This is a genomic window from Acidimicrobiales bacterium, assembly GCA_016716005.1.
GTDB lineage: Bacteria > Actinomycetota > Acidimicrobiia > Acidimicrobiales > JADJXE01 > JADJXE01.
In genome coordinates this window covers 848,931-873,311 of sequence record JADJXE010000001.1, presented here as the reverse complement: position 1 = coordinate 873,311, position 24,381 = coordinate 848,931, and the positions used below count along the sequence as shown (strand labels likewise).

Genomic DNA, 24,381 nt, shown 5'->3' with positions numbered 1-24,381 from the left:
ACGTCGTTGTCGAGGTCAAGCACGGCGACCGCGTTTCGCGCCGTCAATGCAGACTGAAGCGATGACGGACGAGGCGTGGCGCGAATACGTCTCGAGGTCCGGCCCGATCCGGCCGTTCGCGAGGCGGTCGACATGCTCGGTGTGATCGACGAGACCCGCATCGCCATCGAGTTCGAGTACCTCGTGCGAGGTCTCAAGGCCGTCATCGACGGCGAGTACTTCCGGCTCCGCGACCAGGGCGCCCAGCCCCTCTCCCGGTACGACGTTGTGAAAGACGTAGGGCGACTCGAACGGTTCAGCGCGGACGATAGGGCCGACGTCGGATACGCCGTCGTGTTGTCGAATGACCCACAGGTCTGGTCACCCGGCCGTGCCGGGTCGATCGACGAGGCCTTCCGCATGCACGACGGGGCGACGCTCTCGGGCACGATCCGCTGGGCTCCTCATGCTGGTTCCGGCACCACGCGAGGGCGGGAGAAGGCCATCGTCCTGCGCGGCACCTACTCGGTGGGATGGCTGTCGTACCCCTCGACGAACGCTGACCTACGAACGGCCTGCAAGTACTTGATTGTCACGGTCGGGGCGTAGTCACACGGGGCGTGCCTACCGCCGCTCTCGGCGCTTGGGCTTGGCCTTGGCACCCCGACTCGGCGGCGGCCTGGGCCGACTCGACCTGCCCTTAGGAGCGGGAGGCATGGTGCTCGACAAGGCTTCTTCACGCGCTCGGCCTCGAGGTTCCTGGCGAGCGCGTTCGCCCCGCGAACGCCAGTCGTCGACCCGAGTTCCGAGGCGCTCGACCGTGCGCTCGAGCTCGAGCTCACGCTTCGATCGACGCTCGAGCTCTGCCTCGGCGCGGGCCGGATTGACTGCGCTCGACGTGCGCCAGCCGGCGGTCCCGATCGGCGACGCGGCGCTTCGTGTTTCGGAGCTCCCGGCGAAGACGTTCGGGCTCGGCGAGGTCGGCCGTGAGGCGCTCGCGGTAGGCGCGCTTCCGCTCGGCCGCGGTCGGCGCAGGCCAGCATCCAGGGGGAGACGTTGGCGTCGTGGTCGAGCGTGGTGCACACCACCGCGACGCCGTCGCCCAGGTCGCGCGCCACCGCCCGGGTGAACGCCAGCGTGAGGGTGGTCATGTTCGCCCCGAACGCCACGCCGCGCGGGTCGGCGCCGAGAAGCGTGCCCACCGTCGCCCGGGCGGCCTCCACCAGCGCCTCCGTGTCGCGGCTGGCGGCGACGTGCCCGCCCAGGTTCGCCGACGTGCCCCCGGCCAGGTGGCTGCGCATGGCCTCGATGGCCGTGAGGGTCGAGCGTGGCACGCAGGTGCCCGCCGCAGGCTGCTGGCCCCGGAAGGCTGGCTCCGGTCGGGGGGGTAACCTCGCCGGGCTCGCGCCGCACCACAGGGGGGAACATGGGCGACTGGAACTTCGCCGACGTCTACGAGGCGGTCGCGGCCGCCGTGCCGGATCGCCCGTGCCAGATCCAGGGCGACCGCATCGTGACGTGGGGCTCGTTCGACCGCCGGGCCAACGCCCTCGCCGCTGACCTGCTCGAGGCCGGCCTCGGGCGGCAGTCGAAGGTCGTGGCCTACCTCTACAACGGGCCCGAGTACCTCGAGGTGTACGCCGCTGCCTTCAAGGCCGGCCTGGCCCCGGTCAACACAAACTACCGCTACGGGCCCGACGAGATCCGCTACCTGTTCGACAACGCCGACGCCGAGGCCGTGGTGTTCCACGCCACCTTCGCCCCGCTGCTCGAGCAGGTGCGCGGCGAGCTTCCCTCGGTGCGACGCTGGTACGTGGTGGCCGACGGCGAGCCAGAGCCCGACTGGGCGGTGCCCTACGAGGCGGTGGTGGCCGGCGGCGCCGACCGGGCCGAGGGCCTGTGGGGCCGTTCGGGCGACGACCTGCTGCTGCTGTACACGGGCGGCACGACGGGCATGCCCAAGGGTGTGATGTGGCGCCAGGACGACCTGTTCAACGTGCTCGGCACCGGCGGGAACGCCCTGCTGGGCGTGCCGCCGGCCGGGAGCGTGGCCGAGATCGCCGAGCGGGCGGCGACCCGTCAGGGGCCCGTCGTGCTCTCCGCCTGCCCGCTGATGCACGGCACGGGGCAGTTCTCCTCGTTCATCGGGATGAACCTGGGTGGGGCCATCGCCACCCTCCCCAGCCGGCACTTCAGCGCCGCCGAGCTGTGGGACGAGGTCGAGCGCCACCGGGTGACCACGATCGTGATCGTCGGGGACGCCTTCGCCAAGCCGATGCTGCGCGAGCTCGACGCCTCGCTTGGTGCCCGCGACCTGTCGAGCCTGGTGTCGATGACGTCGTCGGGCGTGATGTGGAGCCAGGAGGTGAAGGACGGCCTGCTGCGACACCTGCCGCAGGTGGTCCTGTTCGACTCCTACGGCTCGTCCGAGGCGGTGGGCCTGGGCGGGTCGCTGTCGACGTCGGGGGCGGCGGCCAAGACGGCCAGGTTCGCCCTGGGGGAGCGGGTCAAGGTGCTCCTGGAGGACGGCACGCCGGTGCTGCCGGGGTCGCCCGACACGGGGATGGTGGCCATCACTGGCTACATCCCCGTCGGCTACTACAAGGACGAGGCCAAGACGGCGCAGACCTTCCGCACCTTCGACGGCGTGCGGTACTCGATCCCCGGCGACTGGGCCCAGGTGGCCGAGGACGGCACCCTCGTGCTGCTCGGCCGCGGCTCGGTGTGCATCAACACCGGCGGCGAGAAGGTCTTCCCCGAGGAGGTCGAGGAGGTGCTGAAGACGCACCCGGCCGTGCACGACGCGGTGTGCGTGGGCGTTCCCGACGAGCGCTTCGGCGAGGCCATCACCGCGATGATCGAGCGCATGCCGGGCGGGGGCGAGCTCGACGAGGCGTCGGTGGTGGAGCACGTGAAGGCCCACCTCGCCCACTTCAAGGCGCCCCGACACCTGATCACCGTGGACTCCATCGGCCGGGCGCCCAACGGCAAGGTCGACTACAAGGGCCTCAAGTCGCTGGCGCGCCAGCGACTGGGGGTGTGAGCGCCGTGTCCGGCCGGCTCACGGGCGACGATCTCCGGGCCCGCCTGGCCACCGGCGAGCCGGTGCTGATGCCCGGGGTGTGGGACGCCCTGTCGGCCCGGCTGGTGACCGACGCCGGGTTCGACGTGGCCTTCCTCTCCGGCTTCTGCGTGTCGGGCACGCTGCTCGGCCTGCCCGACTTCGGCTACGTCACCGGGGTCGAGATGGCCGACGCCGCCCGCCGGGCGTGCCGGGCCGCGCCCGGGCTGATGGTCGTGGCCGACGGCGACACCGGCTACGGCAACCCGCTCAACGTGATCCGCACCGTGCAGTCCTACGAGGCGGCCGGCGCCGTGGGCATCTTCCTCGAGGACCAGGTCTGGCCCAAGCGGTGCGGGCACATGGCCGGCAAGCAGGTGGTGCCGGCCGAGGAGTGGCTGGCCAAGCTGCGGGCCGCCGTCGACCACCGCGACCGGCTGTTCGTCACCGCTCGCACCGACGCCCGGTCGGCCGTCGGCCTCGACGAGGCGATCCGGCGGGCGCAGGCCGCCGCCGAGCTGGGCGTCGACGCCGTGTTCGTCGAGGCGCCGGAGTCGGTCGACGAGCTGCGGGCCGTGGCCGCGGCCCTTCCCGGTGTGGTGCGCGTGGCGAACATGGTCGAGACCGGCAGGACGCCGCTGCTGACGCCGGCCGAGCTGCACGACCTCGGCTTCGACCTCGTCGTGTCACCGCTCACCGTGCTGTTCGCGGCGGTGAAGGCCATGGGCGACACCCTCGCCGAGCTGCGCGGCAAGGGCACCCTGCGCGACGACCTGGGGCGTCTCGTGACCTTCGACGACTTCGGCGACGTCGTCGACCTGGGCTCCCACGTCGACCTCGACGAGCGCTACCGGACCTGAGCCGCCGCCGCCGGTGGCCGGCGGGCGGGCGACCGGCGCCGGCCGGCGTGCTTGACGGGCGAGGGGCGGCTGTGGTGCCATCGACCCCGACATCAGGAGCGGCTCGGAGCACATCCGGGTCCGGCAACCTGGGGCGGACAACCCAAGGTGCCTTCCCGCCGCGGCGGGGATGTGGCCGGCCGAGGCCGGCAACGAAGTGTCCGGCGTCGTGCCCTCCTGGTGGCGTGAGCGGAGCCGAGGAGCGAGGAGACGAGGTGAGCGACGCCAGCGGGCGGGCCGGGCTGTACGACCCTGCGGCCGACCTGTCGATCGACGAGCCTCCCCTCGGCACCGTGCTGCCCGTGTCGGGCGCGTGGCGGCCGGGCGACCCACCCGGCCGCCGCCGCTTCCTCACCCTCGCCACCGACCGGCCGCTGGCGCTCGAGGGCGGCGGGGTGCTCGGCCCCATCACGCTCGCCTACGAGACCTGGGGCACCCTCGACGCCACCGCCGGCAACGCCGTGCTGGTGTGCCACGCCCTCACCGGCGATGCCCACGCGGCCGGCGCCGCCGGCACCGGGCACCCCGGCCCCGGCTGGTGGGACGGGCTGATCGGGCCGGGCCGGGCTCTCGACACCGACCGCTGGTTCGTGGTGTGCGTCAACGTGCTGGGCGGCTGCCAGGGCACGACCGGTCCGGCGTCGATCGATGCCTCGACCGGCCGGCCCTTCGGCCCGCGGTTCCCGGTGGTGAGCGTCCGCGACATGGTCCGGACCCAGCGGGTGCTGGCCGACCACCTCGGCGTGCAGCAGTGGCTGACCGTGATCGGCGGCTCGATGGGCGGCATGCAGGTGCTGGAGTGGGGGGTCACGTTCCCGACGCGGGTGCGCTCGCTGATCCCCGTGGCGACCACCGCCCAGGCCACCGCCCAGCAGATCGCCCTGGGCGCCGTGGGCCGCAACGCCATCCGCCTCGACCCGGCCTGGCGGGGTGGCGACTACTACGCCGCCGAGCCCGGCGACGGCCCCCACCGCGGGCTCGCGATCGCCCGCATGCTCGCCCAGATCACGTACCGCAGCGACGACGTGCTCACCGACCGCTTCGGCCGGGAGATGGCCGACCTGCTCGACGGGTTCGCGCTGTGGCAGCGCTTCGAGGTCGAGCGCTACCTCGAGTACCACGGCGAGAAGCTGGTGCGTCGCTTCGACGCCAACTCCTACCTGGTCGTGTCGAAGGCCATGGACCTCCACGACGTCGGCCGGGGCCGGGGTGGCTTCGAGGCGGCCATGGCCCGGGTGCGCGTGCCCACCCTCGCCCTCGGCATCCGCTCCGACGAGCTGTACCCGCCCTACCAGCAGCGGGCGATCCGCGACGTGCTGGCCGCGCAGGGCGTGTGGTCGCGCTACGTGGAGGTCGACAGCCCGCACGGCCACGACGCGTTCCTCATCGAGCTCGACCAGGTGGGCTCGGCGGTCAGCGCATTCCTCGACGCGGTGGAGAAGGGTGACCCGCGGTGACGCGGCCCGATCCGAGCCTCGAGGGCCTGCATCCCGACACCGTCGCCATCCGGGCCGGGCGGGCCGACAACGCCGGCGCGCTGGCGCCGATCCTCTGGGCCACCAGCACGTTCACGTCCGAGACGCTCGACGACGCCCGACGGGCGTCCACCCTGCCCCGCGCCGAGCGCTTCTACAGCCGCTACGGCAACCCCACGGTGAAGGCCTTCGAGGACGCGGTGGCGGCCCTCGAGGGCGCCGACGCCGCGCTCGCCTTCGCGTCGGGCATGGGGGCGGTGAGCTCGGTGGTGCTCGCCCTGTGCTCGCAGGGCGACCACATCGTGGCCCAGCGCCAGCTCTACGCCGGTACCCAGCTGTTCCTGCAGGCCGTCTGCCCCCGCTTCGGGATCGACGTGACCCTGGTTGACGGCACGGAGCCGGGCGCCTTCGCGGCGGCGGTCCGGCCGGGCCGCACCATGCTGGTGCTGGCCGAGACGCCCGCCAACCCGCAGCTGGCGCTGGTCGACCTGGACGAGCTCGGCGCCGTCTCGGGCCCCTGGACCGTGGTCGACTCGACCTTCGCCACGCCGGTGGTGCAGCGGCCCCTCGACCACGGGGTCGACCTCGTCCTGCACTCGGCCACCAAGGGCATCGCCGGCCACAACGACGCCACCCTCGGGGTGGTCGCCGGCGACCGCGACCTGCTCGACGCCGTCTGGGGGTACGCGGTGCTGCACGGGGCCTGCGCCTCGCCCTTCGACGCGCTCAACGGGCTGCGCGGCATCCGCACGCTGCCGGTGCGGGTGGAGCGGCAGTCGGCCACGGCCCTGGCCCTGGCGGCCGCCCTCGAGGCCCATCCCGCGGTCGCCTCGGTGTCGTACCCCGGCCTGCCCAGCCACCCCCGGCACGAGCTGGCGACCCGGCAGATGCGCCTGGGCGGCGGGATCGTCGCCTTCGACCTGGTGGGCGGCCTCGACGCCGGCCGACGCTTCGTCGAGGGCGTGCGGGTGGCCCAGCTGGCGTCGTCGCTGGGCGGGCCGGAGACCCTGGTGACGCACCCGGCGTCGTCCACCCACGCCTCGCTCACCCCGGCGGAGCGGGCCGAGGCCGGCATCACCGAGGGGCTGGTGCGGATGTCGGTGGGCCTCGAGCACCCCGACGACGTGATCGCCGACGCCCTCGCGTCGCTCGACGCCCTCGGTCGGTAGCCTCCGCAGGGCGGCCCCCGCCCGCCAGGCCGGGTCGCCCAGGGGGAGCGATGGATCTGCTGCTGCGCAACGGCATCGTGGTCGACGGCACGGGCGCGCCGGCCCGCCCGGCCGACGTGGGCGTGGCTGGCGGCCGCGTCGTGGCCGTCACCGAGCCCGGCTCCGAGGTCGCGGCCGGCGCCGAGGTGGTCGACCTCGACGGGCTCGCCCTGGCGCCGGGGTTCGTCGACATCCACACCCACTACGACGCCCAGATCACGTGGGACCCCGACCTCAGCCCCTCGTGCTGGCACGGGGTGACGACCGTCGTGATGGGCAACTGCGGCTTCTCGGTGGCGCCCACCCGACCGGAGCACCGCGAGCTGGTGGCCCGCACCCTCGAGAACGTCGAGGGCATGTCGCTGGAGGCGCTCCGGGCCGGCATCCGGTGGGACTTCTCGAGCTTCGGCGAGTACCTCGACTCGATCGAGCGGCACCCGGTGCGGCTCAACGTGGGCGCCCTCGTCGGCCACACGGCGCTGCGCCTGTTCGTGATGGGCGACGACGCCACCGAGCGGGCCGCGACCCCGGCCGAGGTGGCGGCCATGCGCGTGCTGCTGGCTGGGGCCCTGTCCGCCGGCGCCCTGGGGTTCGCCACCTCGAAGCTCCACACGCACCACGGCGCGCACGGCCGCCCCGTGCCCAGCCGCCTGGCCGCGATGGACGAGCTGCTCGCCCTGGTGGCGGTGCTGGGGGAGCAGGGGCGCGGCGTGGTGCAGGCCACGTTCGGTCCCGGGTTCAACGTGCCCCAGTTCGCAGAGCTGGCCGCCGCCTCCGGACGGCCCGTCACCTGGACTGCGCTGCTCACCGGCATCGGCGGGCCGGGGAAGACCCGCGAGATCGTGGAGCAGACCGCGGCCGCCGGCGGCGAGGTGTGGCCCCAGGTGGCGTGCCGCCCGCTGGTGATGCAGATCACGCTCGAGGACCCGTTCCCCTTCGGGACGGTCCCTGCCTTCTCCGAGGTGTTGGCCGCGCCGCGGGAGCGGCGGGCCGACCTGTACGCCGACCCGGCCTGGCGCGACCGGGCCCGGCCGGTGATCACCGAGCAGTGGGGGCGGCGGTGGTCGAAGACGACCGTGCAGGAGACGGTGGTGCACGCCGTGCTGCGCGACGGGCCGAACCTGGCCGAGCTGGCCGCCGCCCGCGGCCTCGACCCGTTCGACCTGCTGTGCGACCTCGCCCTCGAGGAGGATCTGGCCACCCGCTTCCGGATCGTGCTGGCCAACGACGACGAGGACGAGCTGGCCGGGCTGCTGCGCGACCCACGCGTGGTGCTCGGGCTGTCCGACGCCGGCGCCCACGCCAGCCAGCTGTGCGACGCCTGCTTCTCCACCCACCTGCTCGGCCACTGGGTGCGCGAGCGCCAGGTCCTCACCCTCGAAGAGGCGGTGTGGCGCCTGTCGGGCCAGCCTGCACGGGTGTTCCGCGTGGCCGGGCGCGGAAGGATCGCCGAGGGGTTCGCCGCCGACCTGGTGGCCTTCGACCCGGCCACCGTGGGGCCGGGCCCGCTCGAGCGGGTCCACGACCTGCCCGGCGGCGCCGACCGCCTGGTGGCCCGCGGTGTGGGGGTCCACGACGTCTGGGTGAACGGCACCGCCATCCGCCGCCGCGGCGACGACCTCCCGGCCCGCCCCGGGGCCCTGGTGCGCGGCGTGCCGGGCTGACGACGTGGTGACCGCGGCCGGCGCGGGCCGGTGGGCCGCTCGCTGATGCCCGAGCTCCCCGAGGCGGAGGCCTACCGGCGCCTGGCCGAGGGCGCAGTGGGCCGTCGGATCGCCGGCGTGCACGCGCCCGACGCCTGGTGGCTGAAGGGTGGGCTCACCGCGTCCGGCGCCGAGGCGGCCCTCGTCGGCCGGGTCATCGAGGGTGCCCGGCGTCGGGGCAAGCTGCTGCTGCTCGAGACGTCGGGCGACGGCCCCGTGCTGGGCCTGCGCTTCGGGATGACCGGCCGGCTCCTGCTCGACGGCCGGGCCGGCGTCGACCGCCTGCTCCATGCGCCGCGCCGCGACGACGACGGGTGGGATCGCTTCGGGCTCGACCTGGCCGACGGCGGCCGGCTGGTCGTGCGGGATCCCCGCCGGCTCGGCGGCGCCGAGCTCGACCCCGACGAGGACGCCCTCGGCGTCGACGCCCTGGCGGTGCGCCCGGCCCAGCTGGCCGCCGCGCTGGCCGGCGGCGAGGTGGCCCTCAAGGCCCGCCTGCTCGACCAGCGGCGCCTGGCCGGCGTGGGCAACCTGATCGCCGACGAGACCCTGTGGCGGGCGGGCCTCGACCCGGCTCGTCCGGCGGCGTCGCTGTCGCCGGCCGAGGTGCGGCGGCTGCACCGCCACCTCCGGGCGACCATGTGGGAGCTCATCGACCGGGGCGGGAGCCACACCGGCGACCTGCAGCCGGCGCGGGTCCGGGGCGGCACCTGCCCGCGCGACGGCACGCCACTGCTCCGCCGGACGGTCGGCGGCCGCACCACGTACTCCTGTCCCCGACACCAGCGCTGACCGGGGTTCCGTGCACGCGCCCGGCCGCCGGAGCGTCGGTTCGGTGCACCGACCGGCGTGGGCGGCCCGGGGCGGGTGGTACCGGCTGTGGCGCCGGCCGCGCCTACGATCAGGCGGCCGCCCGACGTCGGGCAGGCGCGAGGAGGCCCCAGGGCGTGACCCCCCCGAGCGACCGGTCGACCGGCGGCAGCCGCCGTCGGCGCGCGACCGTGGGCCTGGCCGTGGCGGCCGGGTTCGTGGTGGCGCTGGCGCTGGCGGCGGCCCCGGCCGCGGCCGGGGCCGTGCCGGTGGGCCGCCAGACGGGGTCGACCCTGCCGCCCGAGCCGTCGGCGACCACCGCGCCCGACCTGCTGGTGCCCGGCCCGCCCACCGGGGGCACGGCGACCACGGCGGTGACGGCCCCGCCCAGCGGCGGCGACGCCATCGACGACGACGCCACCGGGATCTGGGGCCTCGAGCCCGACACCGTCCTCTACCTCGTGATCGGCGGCCTGCTGCTCGTTGCGCTGATCCTCACCGTGGTCACCGTCCGCTACTGGCGAGCCACCAAGCCGGTGCCGCCGAGCCTCCAGACCCTCCAGGACGTCGAGGGTCGGGGTCGGGGCCGTCGGTCCCGCTCACGCCGGCGTGGCCGGTCGGTGCCGGCCAGTCTCGAGCGGCTCGAGCAGCTCGATCAGCTGGTGCCCAAGCGCGGCAAGGGCGCGACGCCGCCGGCGGGTTCGGTGGGCGGCGCCGTCCCGATCGCCGCCGATGGCGACGGGGCTCCGCTCGCCCCGGCCGGCGCGTCCCCCGCCCCCGGCGCTGCGCCGGCGCCCGAGCCGGAGCCGGAGCCGTCGGTGGTGGGGGTGGTGCCGCCGGCGCCCGAGCCGGAGCCGGAGCCGTCGGTGGTGGGGGTGGTGCCGCCCGAGCCGGAGCCGGAGCCGGAGCCGTCGGTGCCGGTGGTGGGGGTGGTGCCGCCCGAGCCCGAGCCGGAGCCGTCGGTGCCGGTGGTGGGGGTGGTGCCGCCCGAGCCGGAGCCGTCGGCGGAGGCGCCGTCGGGCCCGGCGCAGGGCGCCACCCAACCGAGGGCGACCCCGGCCCCGTCCGTCCCCACGCCCTCCCTGCGCACCCGGCGCGTGTCGAGCGCCGAGGCCGCCTCGGTCTCGCGGCACCCGGCCAGCCGCTGGTTGTCGGCCCTCTCCGAGAGCCTGGGCCTCACGGCGGTCCCGGTGCCCGACACCCCCGGCTCCCGGCCTCCGTCGCACCGCCCGCCGGCCCGGCCTCCCTGGCCGAGCGGCGACCAGCCGGCCTGACCGGCCGGGGCCGCTGTCGTCAGGCCGGTTCGGTGCCGGCGACGGTGCCGGTGCCCACCCCCACGCCGGCGGGCGCCCCGGCGGGGCGGGCCATCAGCCGGACCACCAGCGCGAGGCCCCCGCAGGCGAGCAGCGCAGGCGTGCCGTAGGCCCAGGCGAAGCCGGCCCGGTCGGCCACGAACCCCACCAGGTAGCCGCCGGTCGCCGTGCCGATGTCCATGAAGGCGGTGAACGAGCCCAGGGCCTCGCCCCGCTCGTCCTCGTGCACCCGCGACACCGTGTACGCCGCCAGCGCGGGGAAGAGCAGCGCGAAGCCGACGCCGAAGATGGCCACCCCGAGGATGGCCGTGGCCGGGCGGGGGAACAGGGCCATCACGGCCAGCCCGGAGGCGGCCGCGATCATGCCGGGCAGGGCGACGTTGAGGAACCCGAAGCGGTCGGCGACGCCGCCGGCCACCAGGCGCACCGCCAGGATCGTGATCGCGAAGGTGGCGTAGAGCGTGCTCGACGAGGCCATCCCGATCTCCCGGGCGTACAGCGGTGAGAAGGTGGTGATCGAGGCGTAGCCCACGCCGGCGGTCATGAGGATGAGGCCGGGGGTGACGGCCTCGGGCTGGAGGAAGCGCCGGCGCTGGCCGGCGGCCCGGCGGGCGGCGGCCCGGGCCGCCAGCAGCGCCGGGTCGGGAGGACGGGTCTCGGGCAGCAGGGCGGCGAGCACGAGCCCCGCGCCGATGATCCCGAGGGCGATGGCCCAGGTCCACGCGAAGCCGTGGGTGCGGATGGACCACTCGCCGATCAGCGGCCCCAGCGCGAACCCGCCGTAGATGAACAGCGACAGCCGGGCCAGCGCCCCGGCCCGCTTCTCGGGGGGTGAGAGGTCGGTCGCGGCCGATGCCGCGGTGGTGTAGAAGCAGGCGCCGGCAACCCCCTGCACGAGGCGGAGCACCACGACCGCCGGGACGGCGTGCACCAGCTCGAAGCCCACCGCGGCGACCGCCTGCAGGAGGAGGCCCCCGATGAGGAAGGGGCGCCGCCCCCGGGCGTCGACGCCTCGTCCGACGAGCGGGCGCAGCAGCACGGCGCTGATCGCGAAGGAGCCCACGCTGATGCCGACGGCGGTGTTGGAGCCGCCCAGCTCGTCGCTGACGAACAGCGGGATGGCCGCCAGGAACAGGCCGAACGAGGTGAAGTTGGACAGCGTGGCGCCGTAGAGCAGCGCCGTGCGGGTGCGGGGCGAAGCGATGGGGCGAGGGTAGCGAGGGCGACCGGTCGCTCCCAACCGGATCCGCAGTGCCGGCCGTAGCATGGGCGCCCATGGACGACAGCCTCGACCTCGACGCCATGATCGAGCGGTTCCGAGACCGTGCGCACGCCGTGCGGAACCGTCCGCTCCCGCCGGTGGCGGGGGCCGAGCGCCAGAAGTTCCTGCAGCAGGCCCAGCTCGACTACCAGGACTTCGCCATCGTGGGCGACGCCGAGGGGACCATCGAGGACGGGTTCCTGGTGCTGCGGGTCGACCTCCGCCCGCCGGAGGCCCGGGGCGAGCCCACCTAGTCGCCGAGAGGGCGGGTCTGCCTGCCGGTGCAGGCCGCGCCGATTCCTGCGACCATGCGGCCTCACCCCCCGCCGGAAGGTCCCGCCGCACCTCGAGGAGCATCCATGCAGCGCCTGACCGGGCTCGACGCCAGCTTCCTCTACCTCGAGACGCCCACGGCGTACATGCACGTGGCGGGCCTGGCCGTCTACGACCCGTCGACGATGCCCGGCGGGTTCTCCATCGACGGCGTCAAGGCGCTGTGGCGCGACCGGCTCCACCTGGCGCCGCCGTTCCGCCGGCGGCTGGTGGAGGTGCCCTTCGGTCTCCACCACCCGCTGTGGATCGAGGATCCCAACTTCGACCTCGACTACCACATCCGCCACATCGCGGTTCCCCAGCCCGGTGGGGCCCGCGAGCTGGCGACGCTGGCGCAGGAGATCGTGGCCTGGCCGCTCGACCGCACCAAGCCGCTCTGGGAGATGTGGGTGATCGAGGGCCTCGAGCACGGGTACTTCGCCACCCTCACCAAGGTGCACCACGCGGCCATCGACGGCGTGTCCGGCAACCAGCTCATCGTGGCGGTGCTCGACCTCGAGCCCACGCCGGCACCGGTGCCGCCGCCGGACCCCCCGTGGGAGGCCGAGCGCATCCCCACCGACATGGAGCTGATCGGCTTCGCCATGTCGTCGCTCGCCCGCCAGCCGCTCCTGGCGGCCAGGGCCACGCAGCGCACCATCGAGACCGCGCTCAACGTGCGGCGGCAGAACCGCCAGTCGCGCCACGCCCCGCCGCCGGCGCCCTTCAGCGCGCCGCGGGCGTCGTGGAACGGCGCGCTGTCGCCCCACCGGGCGTACGCCACCACCACGCTGTCGATCGACGACGCCAAGGCGGTGAAGAACGCCTTCGGGACCACCCTGAACGACGTGATCATGGCGCTGTGCGCGGGTGCGCTCCGCCGCTACGTCGACGAGCGGGGCGAGCACTTCGACCGGGCGATGGTGTCGATGATCCCGGTGTCGGTGCGCGGCCAGGAGGAGGTGGGTGACGCCGGCAACCGGGTGTCGATGATGCTCGCCTCGCTGGCGACCGACCTCGACGATCCGGTCGAGCGGCTCGGCGCGATCAGCGAGGGGATGAGGGTGGCGAAGGGCCAGCAGGAGCTGATCGGCGCCAGCGCGCTCACCGACTGGACCGAGTTCGCGGCGCCGGCCCTGGCCGGCCGGGCGGCCCGTGTGTACTCGCGGATGCGGGCCGCCGACTGGCACCGCCCGGCGTTCAACCTCACGATCTCCAACGTGCCCGGCCCGCCGTTCCCGCTGTACTCGGCGGGGGCGAGGCTGGTTGCCCACTACCCGATGGGGCCGATCTTCGACGGCGCCGGCCTGAACATCACGGTGATGAGCTACCAGCACCAGCTCGACTTCGGGGTGGTCACCGACCGCGAGATGCTGCCCGACGCCTGGACGATCGCCGACGGGCTGGGCGACGCCCTGGCCGAGCTGAAGAAGCTGGCCGACCGGAAGGCCGGCGCCGAGCGACCGGCGGCGCCGCGGAAGACGTCGGCGAGGAAGGCGTCGGCGAGGGAGGCGCCGGCCACGAAGGCGGGCACCAGGAAGGCCCCGGCCACGAAGGCGCCGGCCGAGACGGCGGGCACCAGGAAGGCCCCGGCCACGAAGGCCCCGGCCAAGAAGGCGGGCAGCAAGAAGGCCCCGGCCACGAAGGCGGCGCCCGAGACGGCGCCGCCCGAGACGGCCTCCGCGCCGACGGACCCGCCTCGCGGCGCCTGATCTCCCTCTCTCTCCGCCCCCGCCCCCCCGGGGTCACGAACCAGATCACCGCCGCACTCCTGCGCGAGCCCGACCAGCCCTACTCGATCGGGCGGGTCGTGCCGGCGTGCGGGTGGTGGTCCCGGGCGACCACGTGGCGATGAGCTTCGACTCGTGCGGGGCGTGCCCCAACTGCCGTGCCGGCCAGCCCGCCTCCTGCGAGGCCTCCTCCCCGGCGGTCGAGGCCCGGGCGGGCCGGTAACGTCAGGCCAGCCCGACGAGGAGGTCCGCCATGGTCGCCCTGCCCGAGTCGGCCAGGGAGCTGCTGCGCACCGCGGCCCTCGGCCACGTCGTCACCATCAACCCCGACGGCAGCCCGCAGGTGACGTGCGTGTGGCTCGGCCTCGACGGTGACGACGTGGTGTTCGCCTCGCTGGGTCCCTGGAAGAAGCTGCAGAACCTGGCCCGCGACCAGCGCGTGGCCCTTTCGGTCGAGGCGCCCGGGCGGAACCCGGTGGGGATGCAGGAGTACCTGGTGCTCCACGGCACCGCCCGGATCACCGAGGGCGGCGCGCCCGAGCTGCTGCAGGCGCTGGCAGGCACGTACGCCGGGCCCGGCGTGAAGTTCCCGCCGATGGACGACCCGCCGCCCGGCTCGGTGGTGCACATCTCGGTCGAGCGAGTCGGCGGGATGGGCCCCTGGGTGGAGCGCTGACGGGGCGACCGGCTGGCCGGGCGCCAGGGGTCGTTTGCTAGAGTGTCGTCCTCACGCGGACGTGGCTCAGCTGGTAGAGCATCACCTTGCCAAGGTGAGGGTCGCGGGTTCGAATCCCGTCGTCCGCTCCAAGAAACACCAGGTCAGGCCCCCTGTTCGGAGGGGGCCTGATGCGTTCCCGGGGTCGGGATGGTGCACTTCGGTGCACACCGCTACACCGTGGTGCCATGGTCGTAGGCGTGCGGGGATCGATCCAACAGCGCGGTAGAGCCACATGGCGGTTGTTCGCCTAGACGGGTCGCGACCCGAGGACGGGTCGTCAGCGGCGGGTGACGAGAACCTTTCACGGCACACGCAGAGAAGCCGACCACGCCCTGGCTGAGCTCCTTGTCGAGGTCGGCCGTACCGACCACGTGGCCGGCGACGCCGCGATGCGCGTCCTCTTCGACGCGGTGCTCGACCGTGACCTATCGCCCTCGACCCGTCGGGATTGGGCGTCGGTGATCCGCCGGCACCTCGACCCGAGCTCGGTGCCTGGCCGGCGCCATCGACCGGCTCGCCGCCCGCGCCGGGCCCGGACGTTCTCCGTGCGCTGGCATCGCACCGAGACCGTCAACCCGGCCGCCGAGGTCGTCGCCGGCTGCGTCGAGCCGGGGGACCGGGTGAACGTGGTCATCGACGACGGCTGGGTGCAGGTCAACGGCGTCTACCGGGTGCTCGCGCTCACCGCCACCCCGGCGGACGACTCGGTGCAGGTCGAGGTCGGCCCGTGGGAGGCCGGCTCGTGATCCACGACCTGACCCTCCCCACCGTTTCCTCCGAACTGGCCTCCGTGCGCGACCGGCTGTTCGAGCTCGAACGCCGCACGATCAGTCCGCCGATCCGCCAGCTGGGCGACGCCGCCACCCTCGGCTGGTGCGCCTCGGTGCCGGGCGAGCAGTTCGTCACCGCCGGGGCGACGCTCACCGACGCCCTGCAGGTGACCTGCTCGGTGCCGGACCTGGGCGGCATCGACCTGCGCCTGGCCTGCACCGCGTCGCTGACCATCGAGTGGAACGACCAGGAGGACCTGGCCGGCACCGTCGACCTGCTCGTCGACGCCACCTGCCGGGCCCGCACCCAGGCCGCGATGCTCGCCCAGACCGGTCTGGCAACCGTCGGCCGGCTCCCCGCCGCGGTGACCGCCATGGTCGACGTCACCCCCGGCGAGGTCGACGTCGCCGTCGACGTCACCTTGCTGCTCGCCGTCGAGTCGATCAACGTCGTGAACGCCAGCCTGGCCGTCGCCCTGTGCTACCGCCCGTTCGGGGCCGTCGCCTGCGCGTCGGCGTGCGAGGCCGCCCACTAGCCGAACGGGCCGGCGGGCCGGTGGGCGCGCCAGGGCCGTTCGGCTCTAGCCGGGGGGGGTGGGGGTGTTCGCTGCCCGTAGGCGAGGCGTTGAGCCACGGGTCGTGTTCGGCCGCTGGGCCCGTGGGGAGCCACTGGCGAGACCGGCGCTGGAGTCGTCCTGCATGGTGGGAGGGCTGGTGGGCCGGTCGTGGGTGTGGACACCCGGGGCGGGTCGTGCCGCGCCTCGAGGCGAGGAGGGTGTGATGGGTTCGATGCGGTCGTTGCGCAGGCAGCTGAGCCGGGCGGGGGTGGCCGCGGGGGTGGTGTCGCTGGCCGGTGGGCTGGTGCTGGGTGCGGGCGCCCCGGCGGGGGCGGCGGGGTTGTCGGCGCCGGTGGGGCGGGCGGTGGCGGTGCGGTTGCCGGTGGTTCGGGCCGAGTTGGCGGCGCCGGCGGTGGCGGTGCGGTTGCCGGTGGTTCGGGCCGAGGTGGCGGCGCCGGTGGTGTCGGTGGCGGTGTCGGGGTCGGTGGCGGTGTTGTCGTGGGGGCCGGTGGCGGGGGCGGTGGCCTACGAGGTGTCCTGTGACGGCGCCGGGGTGGGGTCGACGGGGGCGACGTCGATGTCGTTGTCGCTCAGCCCGGGGGTGCACACGTGCACGGTGGTGGCGGTGGGCGGGGACGGTTCGCGTTCGGCGCCGGCCACGGTCGTGGTCGCCATCGTCGCCGCAGTGTTGCCGCTGGGGCCGGAGGTGGCGGCGCCGGGCGCGGACGGGTTCACGCCGCCGCCCGCTCCGAGCGGGCCGGCTGGACCGCCACCGCCGGCCGAGCCGGCCGTGCCCACCGACCCGGCCACCATCACCGGCACCCCCGGCAACAACGGCGGCTCCGACTGGAACGGGGTCTCCTCCGTGAACGACCCGGCACGGCCGCCCCTCCCGAACTACTCCTGGAGCTTCTCGTGCAACTGGGGTGGTTCTACCCCGGGGCTGCTGGGTGGGTCCGGAGCCGACGTGATCGACGGGCTCGGAGGCAACGACTGCTTGGGCGGCTACCCCGGCGACGACATCCTCCGTGGCGGTGCCGGCAACGACCGCATCCAGGGTCACTCCGGGAACGACGCCGTGTTCGGCGAGGACGGCAATGACCTGCTGAGCGGTGAGGACGGCAACGACGTGCTCGTGGGTGGTCCCGGACAGGACGCACTAATGGGCGATCCCGGCGACGACCAGCTGTTCGGCGGCGACGACAACGACTACCTTGACGGCTCCTCCGGTGACGACGTGCTGGTCGGCGGGGCCGGCAACGACATTCTCGACGGCGGCGCCGGGGTCGACGAGATCTGGGGTGGCCCCGGCACCGACTACTTCCGCCAGGCCGAGATCGACTCGGGCGAGGTGAAGGACTTCACGCCCGGCCCGCCCGACTTCGACGTCGCCCGTAGCTAGTCGAACGCGGCGAGCACCGCCGCGACACCGACCGAGCGGTCGCATCCCCGCGGCGGCGGACGCGGCCCAGCCAGCGCCGCCGCCACAGGGCCGGCCAGCGGACCCCACGGCACGTTGGCCCGGGCCGCCTGGTCGACGACGAGGGGACGCTCTACGAGGGCCGGCCGCTGCTCAACGGCCGGCCCAGCAGGGGGGCGGCAGCAAGGGGCGTCGAACAACGCGCACTGTCGCCGCAGCGTGGGTGCCGCCAACCACCGGAAGTCGGGCGGATCTGTCGCCCGCCAGCCGCATGGGACCACCTGGGAGCGTTGAGCGCCAGGAGCATGGGACCACCCCAGCGCCAGTGATGGGACCACCCCGCCGCCAGTGATGGGACCACTTGGGGTCCACCACCGTCGGTCCTGCTGAACGGTCCAGTTGCCGCCGTCGGATCAGCGGGCCGGGAGGCGGCGATGGCGTTCAGGGAGGTCCGGGTGTTCGAGGTTCGTGAGGTGCTGCGGCTGTGGCTGGCCGGTGAGGGCATCCGAGCGACGGAACGGCTGGTCGGCTTCGACCGCAAGACCGTGCGCCGCTATGTGGATGCCGCGGTCGGGTTGGGGCTGGTCCGCGACGGCGGCGACGAGCAGCTGACCGATGTGTTCATCGGGGTGGTGGTGGAAGCGGTCCGCCCGCACCGCCTCGACGGGCACGGCGAGGCGTGGCGGCTGCTCCAGGCCCACCACGACGAGATCGCCGGGTGGGTCGCCGACGACCTCACCGCGGTGAGGATCCACGAGCTGTTGGAGCGGCGCGGCGTGGGTGTGCCGTGCCGGACGGTGCAGCGCTACATCGCACAGGTCCTGGGGCGCACCCGCGGTCGGGGCCCGACGGTCCGGGTCAACGATGGCGAACCGGGCGACGAGCTCCAGGTCGACTTCGGTCGCATGGGCCTGATCTTCGACCCGGCGGCGGGCCGGGACCGGGTGGTGCGCGTTGATCTTCACCGCCTGCTTCTCCCGGCACTGCTTCGTGTGGTTGACCCACCGTCAGACCACCGACGCAGTGATCGCCGGGTGCGAGGCGGCGTGGGCGTTCTTTGGTGGCGTGTTCTCCACGTTGATCCCCGACAACCTCGCCGCGGTGGTCGAGGGCGCCGGCGCGTTGGAGCCCCGATTCAATCAGGCCTTCGTCGAGTACGCGCAGGCCCGCGGGTTCAAGATCGACCCGGCTCGGGTCCGCTCCCCGCAGGACAAGCCCCGGGTCGAGCGGCAGGTGCAGTTCGTGCGCGGCTCGTTCTTCGCCGGCGAGCGCTTCGTCGACCTGGCCGACGCCCAACGCCGCGTCGAGGTGTGGTGCCGGGAGCGGGCCGGGTTGCGGGTGCATGGCACGACCCAGCAGCGACCCGTCGAGGTGTTCGCCGTCGAAGAGCTGCCCTGGCTGGCGCCGGCGCCGACGGCGCCCTACGACGTGCCGATCTACGCGACAGCCAAGGTGCATAGGGATCATCACGTCGAGGTGGCCCGGTCGCTCTACTCGGTGCCGGGCGCCCTGATCGGGGCCCGGGTCGAGGTGCGCCGACCGGGCGCTGGTGCGGATCTTCCACCGCGGCCAGCTCGTCAAGGTTCATCCCCGCCAGCAACCAGGCCGCCGCTCAACCGACCCCGACGACCTCCCGGCCACCAAGACCGTCTACGCCATGCGGGACCTCGACCGGCTCCGGGCCATGGCCGCCGAGCACGGGCCGAACGTCGGCGCCTACGCCTCGGCGCTGCTGGACATCCCGTTGCCCTGGACCAAGATGCGCCAGGTCTACGCTGCTTGGACTCGTCAAGAAGTGGGGCGCCGAGCGGGTCGACACCGCCTGCGCCAGCGCCCTCGCTCACGAGCAGGTCAACGTCGGACTCATCGGCCGCATGCTCGAGCGCGGCACCGAACAGACAACGACGCCGACCACACCACCAGCAGGCATCGTGGTCGCCGGCCGGTTCGCCCGTGATCCCGGCCACTTCGCCGTCACCCGCACCGAGGCCGTCCGATGACCACCCCGACGGTCACCCCCGAACTGCGGGCCCTGCTGCGCCGCGTCAAGCTCGGCCGCTGCCTGGACACCCTCCCCGAACGACTCGCCCTCGCCGCCACCAGCCGCATGGGACACGCCGAGTTCCTCGAGCTCGTCCTGGCCGACGAGGTCACCCGTCGAGAGACAACCTCAGCCGACCTGCGATCACGAGCCGCCGGGCTCGACCCGTCGATGACCCTGGACCGTTGGGACGACACCGCCAAGGTCAACTACGACCGGGCTACTTGGACCGAACTGTGCTCACTGCGGTTCGTCGACGGCGGCCACAACGCCGTCATCATGGGACCCGTCGGGGTCGGCAAGACCTTCCTGGCCACCGCCCTCGGCCACGCCGCCATCCGCCGCCGCTACACCGTGCACTTCGAACGCTGCGACCGGCTCCTCAAACGGCTCCGCGCCAGCCGGCTCGACAACAGCCACGACACCGAGATCCGCAAGCTCCTCCGCGTGGACCTGCTGATCATCGACGACTTCGCCCTCCAGAGCCTCGACGCGCTCGACACCGCCGACGTCTACGAGCTCATCGTCGAACGCCACCGCGTGGCCGCCACCATCGTCACCTCGAACCGGGAACCGATCGAGTGGCTCGGCTACATGGCCGACCCGCTCCTGGCCCAGTCCGCCATCGACCGGCTCCAGTCCGCCGCCCACGAACTCGTCCTCGACGGCGAGTCCTACCGGCGCCGACAGAAGCCCGGAGTCACCGCCATCGATGACGCCCTTGACCCCACCCCAGCGGCCCGGCGATCATCCCGTCGCCGACGTTGACACCCCGACGAAGTGGTCCCATGCCACTGGCGCTCAGGTGGTCCCATCGAGCTGGCGCACGACAGATCTCTCCGGCACGAACCTGGGAGCGCGCCGTCCTTCGAGGCTGATCAGCCGCAACGTGCCGGCGGCGGGAAGACCCGCCATTGACACCGCGAGACGCCGACGAGCAGCGTGGTGACGATGGCGATCCGAGTGGTACCTGCGACCGTGTTCGACGACATGGCGACCATGTTGGGACCGAAGCGTCCCGACGCCAGTGTGTGCTGGTGTTTGAGCTATCGGTTGACCTCCTCGAAAGAGAATCGGGAACTCGTCGGCTCCGCCCGCGGCGAGCGAGTCCTCCAGCTGGTGTCCGAGACCCCGCCACCGGGAGTGCTCGCTTACGACGGCGACGAAGTGGTCGGCTGGGCAGCGGTGCACCCCCGGGCTGACACGAGCTTCTCCCGCAATCGGAAGATCCCCCACGTCGACGACCTGGACGTGTGGTCGGTGTGGTGCATCCGAGTGCGCCCAGGCCACCGCAAGCAGGGCATCTCGCACCACCTGCTCGCCGGCGCGGTGGAATTCGCCCGGACCAACGGCGCGCCCGCCATCGAGGGCTACCCCGTCGACAACAAGGGCGCCAAGGTTGACCTCACGATGGCCTACGTCGGCACGCAGAGCCTGTTCGAACAGGCGGGCTTCACCAAGGCCGCCGACACCGACTCCGTGCTCAACGGCTTCCCCCGCGTGGTCATGCGGCTCAACCTGCGCTGAAGGGGCAGCATCACCCACGGCGTAGTGGCTGAGCGGTGCGGTGGCTTCGTATTCGCCGAACACGGCATCGGGCGCGTTCACCATGATCTCCCACACGTCGGGATCGGCGAGGAGCGGCTCGAGCGGCCCGTAGCCCGCGAGGTTGCGAAAGGCCCGGTCGGCGACGGTCGGCGGGTCGGCGATGTCGAAGGGCCGCAGGCCCTGCCGGTGCTGCTCGCTCCAGGCGGCGACTTCGTCGCCGATCAGGGCACGCAGGTGGTCGAGGCCCCCCGGAGCCGCCAGGTCGAGGGCGCGGGCCTTGGCCCGCTCCTGCACGTGGCGCTCGATCTCGACCAGCGGCGAGGCGCCGACGTCGGTGGCGCTCATCGCCCACCCGCCCCGAGGCCCGTCAGGGCGCCCAGGCTGCCCGGGGCCACGGGCACCGGTGCCGGCACGGCGGTCGACCCGACCCGCGACCCGGCCGACACCCTCGACGAGGCCAAGGCGGCGCTGGCCGCCATCGAGGTGCCCACCGGCCGGCTGCCCGCCGACGTGTGGTCGGTCGACGAGTTCGTCGCCCGCGACACCGCCGACGTGGCCCCCTGGGTGGTGCCCGGCCTGCTGCGGGTCGGTTGGCGGTGCATGGTCGTCGCCCCCGAAGGGGTCGGGAAGAGCTGGGTCACCGGGCAGGTGGCCATGTGCGCCGCTCAGGGCATCCACCCGTTCAACTTCGAGCCGGCGCCTCCGGTGAACACGCTGATCGTCGATTTGGAGAACCCCGACGACGCGGTGATCGAACGCTGCAACCTGGTCCGCTCGCAGGCCATGCGGGTGAAAGGCGACCGGTACCGCGAGCACGCCGCCTGGCTGTGGCACCGGCCGGGCGGGATCGACCTGCGCAGCCGTGCCGGCCGTGGCGAGCTGGAGGCGGTCGTCGCCCACGTCGCCCCGGCGCTGGTGTGCCTGGGCCCGCTGTACAAGGCGTACCGGGTCGCCGCCAGCGAGAACGACGAGCTGGCCGCCGGCGAGGTGCAGCACGTCCTCGACGATCTGCGTACCCGCTACCGGTTCGCGTTGCTGGTGGAGCATCACGCCCCCAAGAGGCAGGCCGGGGTCCGCGAGCTCGCCCCCTACGGGTCGAGCCTGTGGCTGCGCTGGCCCGAGCTGGGGTTGAAGCTCATCCCCACCGACGACACCAACCGGGTCATGGACGTGGGCCGCTGGCGGGGCGACCGCCGCCAGTCCGGCTGGCCGGCCCGCCTCGAGCGGGGCACGCCGTGGCCGTGGGTCGGGGTGTGGCCCGACGGGTGGGAGCCGAGGAACCCCCGGTGAGCGTCGCCACCCGCCCCCGCCGACGCGCCTGGCATCCCCGACCGGTGCGGGTCCACCCGGCCCAGCAGACCCTGTGGCCGGCCCCGCCGTGGGGATGCTTCGCCCGCTACGCCAGCGAGCTCGGCGGCTACCAGATCGGCGGCCTCGACCCGGCCGACCTGGCCCTCACCCCCGCCGACATCGACACCCGCCCCGACCCCACCACCACCGCCAGCTCTGGCGCCGGCCCGCCGGCCGATGGGCCGCCCCCGCCGGGCCGGTGGCGCGACCTGGCCGTGTGCCGCGGCCTCGATACCAGCCTGTTCTTCCCGCCACGCGAAGGCGCCGCGGAGCTGGCAGCCGCCCGGGCCGTCTGCCACACGTGCCCCGCCCAGGCCGCCTGCGCCGAGTACGCCATCGTCAACCATGTCCGCCACGGCGTGTGGGGCGCCACCAGCGAACGCCAGCGGCGCCGCATCCGAGCCGCCCGACGCAAAGGCACCGCCGCGTGAGCTGGTCGCCCACGTCGTCGATCGAGCAGTAGGGCTCGACCCCGTCGCCGGCCCGGATGTCGGTGACGCTCAGCCACACCAGCACCGGGCCTTGGCGCACGAACATCTCGTGCGCCAAGGGATCTGGTGGCTGGTACGTGATGGAGGTGCTGCCCGGCGAGGCGCTGGTGTTGCAGGTCGGCGACGTTCGAGCGGGCCGTCCGATCCATCGGGACTCCCAGCTCCGCTGGGAGTTCTCGTGGAGCTTCGTCGTGCGGCCCGCCCCGGGTGGGCGCTCCCGGTTGTTGGTGCGTGAGCGGACGGGTTTCGGCTCCCGGCTCAGCGAGGTGGCCATGTCGCCGATCGGGATCATCAGTTTCGTGATGACCCAGAAGATGCTGCGCGAGATCAAGGTCCGCGCCGAGGCGGTCACCTGCACGGTGCCTGACGTCGATGCCGGTGCGGCTCGAGAGCGCCGGTGAGGTGGAGGAGCGGCGATGGACCGAGTGCTGGTGGCCTACGGGTCCAAGTACGGCGCCACGGCTGAGATCGCCGAAGCGATCGGCGCAGCGCTGAAGGCGAATGGGCTGGAAGTCGACGTGAAACGTGCCCGCTCGGCGCGCTCGCTGGCGGGGTACTGGGCGGCGGTGGTGGGTAGCGCCGTGTACGCCGGCCACTGGCGCGGCGACGCGTTGCGGTTCTTGGGCGATCACCGCGACTGGCTCGCCCAGCACCCGGTGTGGCTGTTCAGCAGCGGACCGGTCGGCGAGGATGACGAGGACGCAGACGTGGACGAAACCGAGCGCTGGACCAAACCGAAGAAGGTGCAGCAGCTCGCCGCGGAGATCGGTGCCCGGGACCATGTGGTCTTCGGCGGCAGAGTCGACGAGGAACGGGGGTTCATCCGCAAACGGATGGCCCGGAACATGCCCGAAGCGACGCGTGACCGGCGCGACTGGGACGAGATCGCTGCGTGGGCGGCTGGGATCGCCGCAGTACTCGCATCCGGTTCGCATCCTCCCACGGCCTCAGCTTGAACCCGCGAGTTCGCTGTCGAGGCACTGCCCGCGCAGTTCCGAGGAATCCCTACAGCAGCATAAGGAAGTACCCCGTCCCAAGGCTGAGGCAGATGAGCATGATGATCGCGCCACTCATGTCCAGGCCCAGCAACTTGGGCTGGATGGCCCCACGGATGACGTAGAAGGTTCCCATCATCACGATGACCGCCCGATGCAGCGAGTCATCGTTGCGTTCCCCTGCCAGCAGGAACGAGATCACCCCCCATGACAGCAGAATGGGGATGAACAGAATGACGGCCGCTTGGATCAGTCCCCTGTTGGCCGGGTTCATCTTGGGCAGTTCTTGCTGCCAGTTGAAATCCTTGTCCCTCCAGAACGTCAGGTGGAAGAGCGCCAGGAGAACGTTGATCACTCCAGCTATCGCAAAGAACACCAGATCCGCTCCTTCTGAATCACCCTGGGTTCCATAGAGGCGCGGGTTATTGGATTCCAACCCGAGGCAACCCGGCGGTCGCGGTGCATCGCACTCTGCTCGCCGGGCGGGAATCCGTTTCTGTCCCGCCACCAGCTCTGCAGCCACCGGCACCCGGCTGCCCACGGGTTGTCCCACTCGCGCCAGGAAGGGTCGTCCCAAGCTCGTGCTGATGGCATCAGGCCTCGATTGGTTGCGTTCGGTTGCAGGCGCCGTCTTGGCAGCGGTCGTGGCACCCCGCTCGGCGCCGACTGGCTGCGCGCCGAGCTTCTGCAGGATCGGCATCTCGTTCCGACGACCCGCCCACCTGTTCCGACATCCCGCC

23 protein-coding genes, 1 tRNA gene, 1 pseudogene and 2 riboswitches are annotated in these 24,381 nt (G+C 73.4%); of the genes and pseudogenes, 22 read left to right on the top strand and 3 right to left on the bottom strand.

Annotated features, from left to right (window positions below):
* The first annotated feature begins 132 nt into the window (after nucleotides 1–132).
* Nucleotides 133–588 (top strand): hypothetical protein, encoded by a 456-nt coding sequence (locus IPM45_04220; GenBank protein ID MBK9178769.1) that lies wholly within the window; start codon nucleotides 133–135, stop codon nucleotides 586–588.
* On the opposite strand, the gene IPM45_04215 is transcribed toward IPM45_04220, so the two are convergent.
* Entirely contained in the window at nucleotides 501–1,313 is an 813-nt protein-coding gene (locus tag IPM45_04215; protein ID MBK9178768.1) for an aminotransferase class V-fold PLP-dependent enzyme, read from the bottom strand. The two genes, IPM45_04220 and IPM45_04215, sit on opposite strands and share 88 nt — an antisense overlap.
* 92 nt (nucleotides 1,314–1,405) lie before the next feature.
* On the opposite strand from IPM45_04215, the gene IPM45_04210 reads away from it, so the two are divergent.
* The 7 genes from IPM45_04210 to IPM45_04180 all read left to right on the top strand — a co-directional run bounded on the left by IPM45_04210 (nucleotide 1,406) and on the right by IPM45_04180 (nucleotide 10,409).
* Entirely contained in the window at nucleotides 1,406–3,022 is a 1,617-nt protein-coding gene (locus tag IPM45_04210; protein MBK9178767.1) for an acyl-CoA synthetase, read from the top strand.
* A 68-nt stretch (nucleotides 3,023–3,090) separates the two neighbouring features.
* Nucleotides 3,091–3,900 (top strand): isocitrate lyase/PEP mutase family protein, encoded by an 810-nt coding sequence (locus tag IPM45_04205; protein MBK9178766.1) that lies wholly within the window; start codon nucleotides 3,091–3,093, stop codon nucleotides 3,898–3,900.
* 84 nt (nucleotides 3,901–3,984) lie between these two features.
* A riboswitch (SAM riboswitch) is annotated at nucleotides 3,985–4,106 on the top strand.
* A 102-nt stretch (nucleotides 4,107–4,208) separates the two neighbouring features.
* Nucleotides 4,209–5,396 carry a homoserine O-acetyltransferase gene (locus IPM45_04200; GenBank protein MBK9178765.1) on the top strand — a complete coding sequence of 396 codons (1,188 nt, stop codon included), beginning with the start codon at nucleotides 4,209–4,211 and terminating at the stop codon, nucleotides 5,394–5,396.
* 26 nt (nucleotides 5,397–5,422) lie between these two features.
* A complete protein-coding gene (locus IPM45_04195; protein ID MBK9178764.1) occupies nucleotides 5,423–6,583 on the top strand; it encodes an aminotransferase class I/II-fold pyridoxal phosphate-dependent enzyme in 1,161 nt (386 codons plus the stop codon).
* A 50-nt stretch (nucleotides 6,584–6,633) separates the two neighbouring features.
* A complete protein-coding gene (locus IPM45_04190; GenBank protein ID MBK9178763.1) occupies nucleotides 6,634–8,286 on the top strand; it encodes an amidohydrolase family protein in 1,653 nt (550 codons plus the stop codon).
* Nucleotides 8,287–8,331: 45 nt separating this feature from the next.
* Nucleotides 8,332–9,117 carry a formamidopyrimidine-DNA glycosylase gene (locus IPM45_04185; protein MBK9178762.1) on the top strand — a complete coding sequence of 262 codons (786 nt, stop codon included), beginning with the start codon at nucleotides 8,332–8,334 and terminating at the stop codon, nucleotides 9,115–9,117.
* Nucleotides 9,118–9,272: 155 nt separating this feature from the next.
* Entirely contained in the window at nucleotides 9,273–10,409 is a 1,137-nt protein-coding gene (locus tag IPM45_04180) for a hypothetical protein (GenBank protein MBK9178761.1), read from the top strand.
* Between the two features lie 19 nt (nucleotides 10,410–10,428).
* Here IPM45_04180 and IPM45_04175 read toward each other — a convergent pair whose 3' ends face one another.
* Nucleotides 10,429–11,715 (bottom strand): MFS transporter, encoded by a 1,287-nt coding sequence (locus IPM45_04175; protein MBK9178760.1) that lies wholly within the window; start codon nucleotides 11,713–11,715, stop codon nucleotides 10,429–10,431.
* An 8-nt stretch (nucleotides 11,716–11,723) separates the two neighbouring features.
* On the opposite strand from IPM45_04175, the gene IPM45_04170 reads away from it, so the two are divergent.
* From IPM45_04170 to IPM45_04105, 14 genes and pseudogenes are all read left to right on the top strand, one after another.
* A complete protein-coding gene (locus tag IPM45_04170; protein MBK9178759.1) occupies nucleotides 11,724–11,963 on the top strand; it encodes a hypothetical protein in 240 nt (79 codons plus the stop codon).
* 105 nt (nucleotides 11,964–12,068) lie between these two features.
* On the top strand, nucleotides 12,069–13,733 hold the full coding sequence (locus tag IPM45_04165) for a wax ester/triacylglycerol synthase family O-acyltransferase (protein ID MBK9178758.1): 1,665 nt from the start codon (nucleotides 12,069–12,071) through the stop codon (nucleotides 13,731–13,733).
* 271 nt (nucleotides 13,734–14,004) lie between these two features.
* Nucleotides 14,005–14,427 carry a PPOX class F420-dependent oxidoreductase gene (locus IPM45_04160; GenBank protein ID MBK9178757.1) on the top strand — a complete coding sequence of 141 codons (423 nt, stop codon included), beginning with the start codon at nucleotides 14,005–14,007 and terminating at the stop codon, nucleotides 14,425–14,427.
* 55 nt (nucleotides 14,428–14,482) lie between these two features.
* Nucleotides 14,483–14,558, top strand: a tRNA-Gly gene (locus IPM45_04155).
* A 456-nt stretch (nucleotides 14,559–15,014) separates the two neighbouring features.
* On the top strand, nucleotides 15,015–15,215 hold the full coding sequence (locus IPM45_04150; protein MBK9178756.1) for a hypothetical protein: 201 nt from the start codon (nucleotides 15,015–15,017) through the stop codon (nucleotides 15,213–15,215).
* Nucleotides 15,212–15,775: a hypothetical protein gene (locus IPM45_04145; protein MBK9178755.1), complete on the top strand. Its 564-nt coding sequence runs from the start codon at nucleotides 15,212–15,214 to the stop codon at nucleotides 15,773–15,775. Before IPM45_04150 ends, IPM45_04145 begins: the two co-directional genes overlap by 4 nt.
* 73 nt (nucleotides 15,776–15,848) lie before the next feature.
* A riboswitch (cyclic di-GMP riboswitch) is annotated at nucleotides 15,849–15,930 on the top strand.
* Nucleotides 15,931–16,019: 89 nt separating this feature from the next.
* The gene (locus IPM45_04140) at nucleotides 16,020–17,198 is read left to right on the top strand and encodes a hypothetical protein (protein ID MBK9178754.1); all 1,179 of its coding nucleotides are present in this window, start codon (nucleotides 16,020–16,022) and stop codon (nucleotides 17,196–17,198) included.
* A 452-nt stretch (nucleotides 17,199–17,650) separates the two neighbouring features.
* A pseudogene (locus IPM45_04135) lies at nucleotides 17,651–19,216 on the top strand (IS21 family transposase).
* Nucleotides 19,213–20,025, top strand: a complete 813-nt coding sequence (locus IPM45_04130; GenBank protein MBK9178753.1) for an ATP-binding protein — start codon at nucleotides 19,213–19,215, stop codon at nucleotides 20,023–20,025. The pseudogene IPM45_04135 and the gene IPM45_04130 overlap by 4 nt, the downstream one beginning before the upstream one ends.
* 183 nt (nucleotides 20,026–20,208) lie before the next feature.
* Nucleotides 20,209–20,784, top strand: a complete 576-nt coding sequence (locus tag IPM45_04125) for a GNAT family N-acetyltransferase (protein MBK9178752.1) — start codon at nucleotides 20,209–20,211, stop codon at nucleotides 20,782–20,784.
* Between the two features lie 207 nt (nucleotides 20,785–20,991).
* Nucleotides 20,992–22,095, top strand: coding sequence for an AAA family ATPase (locus IPM45_04120; protein MBK9178751.1), 1,104 nt, complete (start codon nucleotides 20,992–20,994; stop codon nucleotides 22,093–22,095).
* Nucleotides 22,092–22,586, top strand: coding sequence for a WhiB family transcriptional regulator (locus tag IPM45_04115; protein ID MBK9178750.1), 495 nt, complete (start codon nucleotides 22,092–22,094; stop codon nucleotides 22,584–22,586). The genes IPM45_04120 and IPM45_04115 overlap by 4 nt, the downstream gene beginning before the upstream one ends.
* Nucleotides 22,587–22,642: 56 nt before the next feature.
* Nucleotides 22,643–23,047 carry a hypothetical protein gene (locus tag IPM45_04110; GenBank protein MBK9178749.1) on the top strand — a complete coding sequence of 135 codons (405 nt, stop codon included), beginning with the start codon at nucleotides 22,643–22,645 and terminating at the stop codon, nucleotides 23,045–23,047.
* 15 nt (nucleotides 23,048–23,062) lie between these two features.
* Nucleotides 23,063–23,602: a flavodoxin gene (locus IPM45_04105; GenBank protein MBK9178748.1), complete on the top strand. Its 540-nt coding sequence runs from the start codon at nucleotides 23,063–23,065 to the stop codon at nucleotides 23,600–23,602.
* A 49-nt stretch (nucleotides 23,603–23,651) separates the two neighbouring features.
* Here IPM45_04105 and IPM45_04100 read toward each other — a convergent pair whose 3' ends face one another.
* A complete protein-coding gene (locus IPM45_04100; protein MBK9178747.1) occupies nucleotides 23,652–24,341 on the bottom strand; it encodes a hypothetical protein in 690 nt (229 codons plus the stop codon).
* Nucleotides 24,342–24,381: the final 40 nt, after the last annotated feature.

What these genes read in the sequence shown, in the direction of transcription:
- IPM45_04220 (MBK9178769.1), top strand. Translation starts at nt 133, where the DNA reads ATGCTCGGTGTGATCGACGAGACCCGCATCGCCATCGAGTTCGAGTAC.
- IPM45_04210 (MBK9178767.1), top strand. Translation starts at nt 1,406, where the DNA reads ATGGGCGACTGGAACTTCGCCGACGTCTACGAGGCGGTCGCGGCCGCC.
- IPM45_04205 (MBK9178766.1), top strand. Translation starts at nt 3,091, where the DNA reads ATGCCCGGGGTGTGGGACGCCCTGTCGGCCCGGCTGGTGACCGACGCC.
- IPM45_04190 (MBK9178763.1), top strand. Translation starts at nt 6,634, where the DNA reads ATGGATCTGCTGCTGCGCAACGGCATCGTGGTCGACGGCACGGGCGCG.
- IPM45_04185 (MBK9178762.1), top strand. Translation starts at nt 8,332, where the DNA reads ATGCCCGAGCTCCCCGAGGCGGAGGCCTACCGGCGCCTGGCCGAGGGC.
- IPM45_04175 (MBK9178760.1), bottom strand. Translation starts at nt 11,715, where the DNA reads ATGCTACGGCCGGCACTGCGGATCCGGTTGGGAGCGACCGGTCGCCCT.
- IPM45_04170 (MBK9178759.1), top strand. Translation starts at nt 11,724, where the DNA reads ATGGACGACAGCCTCGACCTCGACGCCATGATCGAGCGGTTCCGAGAC.
- IPM45_04165 (MBK9178758.1), top strand. Translation starts at nt 12,069, where the DNA reads ATGCAGCGCCTGACCGGGCTCGACGCCAGCTTCCTCTACCTCGAGACG.
- IPM45_04160 (MBK9178757.1), top strand. Translation starts at nt 14,005, where the DNA reads ATGGTCGCCCTGCCCGAGTCGGCCAGGGAGCTGCTGCGCACCGCGGCC.
- IPM45_04140 (MBK9178754.1), top strand. Translation starts at nt 16,020, where the DNA reads ATGGGTTCGATGCGGTCGTTGCGCAGGCAGCTGAGCCGGGCGGGGGTG.
- IPM45_04130 (MBK9178753.1), top strand. Translation starts at nt 19,213, where the DNA reads ATGACCACCCCGACGGTCACCCCCGAACTGCGGGCCCTGCTGCGCCGC.
- IPM45_04125 (MBK9178752.1), top strand. Translation starts at nt 20,209, where the DNA reads ATGGCGATCCGAGTGGTACCTGCGACCGTGTTCGACGACATGGCGACC.
- IPM45_04110 (MBK9178749.1), top strand. Translation starts at nt 22,643, where the DNA reads ATGTCGGTGACGCTCAGCCACACCAGCACCGGGCCTTGGCGCACGAAC.
- IPM45_04105 (MBK9178748.1), top strand. Translation starts at nt 23,063, where the DNA reads ATGGACCGAGTGCTGGTGGCCTACGGGTCCAAGTACGGCGCCACGGCT.
- IPM45_04100 (MBK9178747.1), bottom strand. Translation starts at nt 24,341, where the DNA reads ATGCCGATCCTGCAGAAGCTCGGCGCGCAGCCAGTCGGCGCCGAGCGG.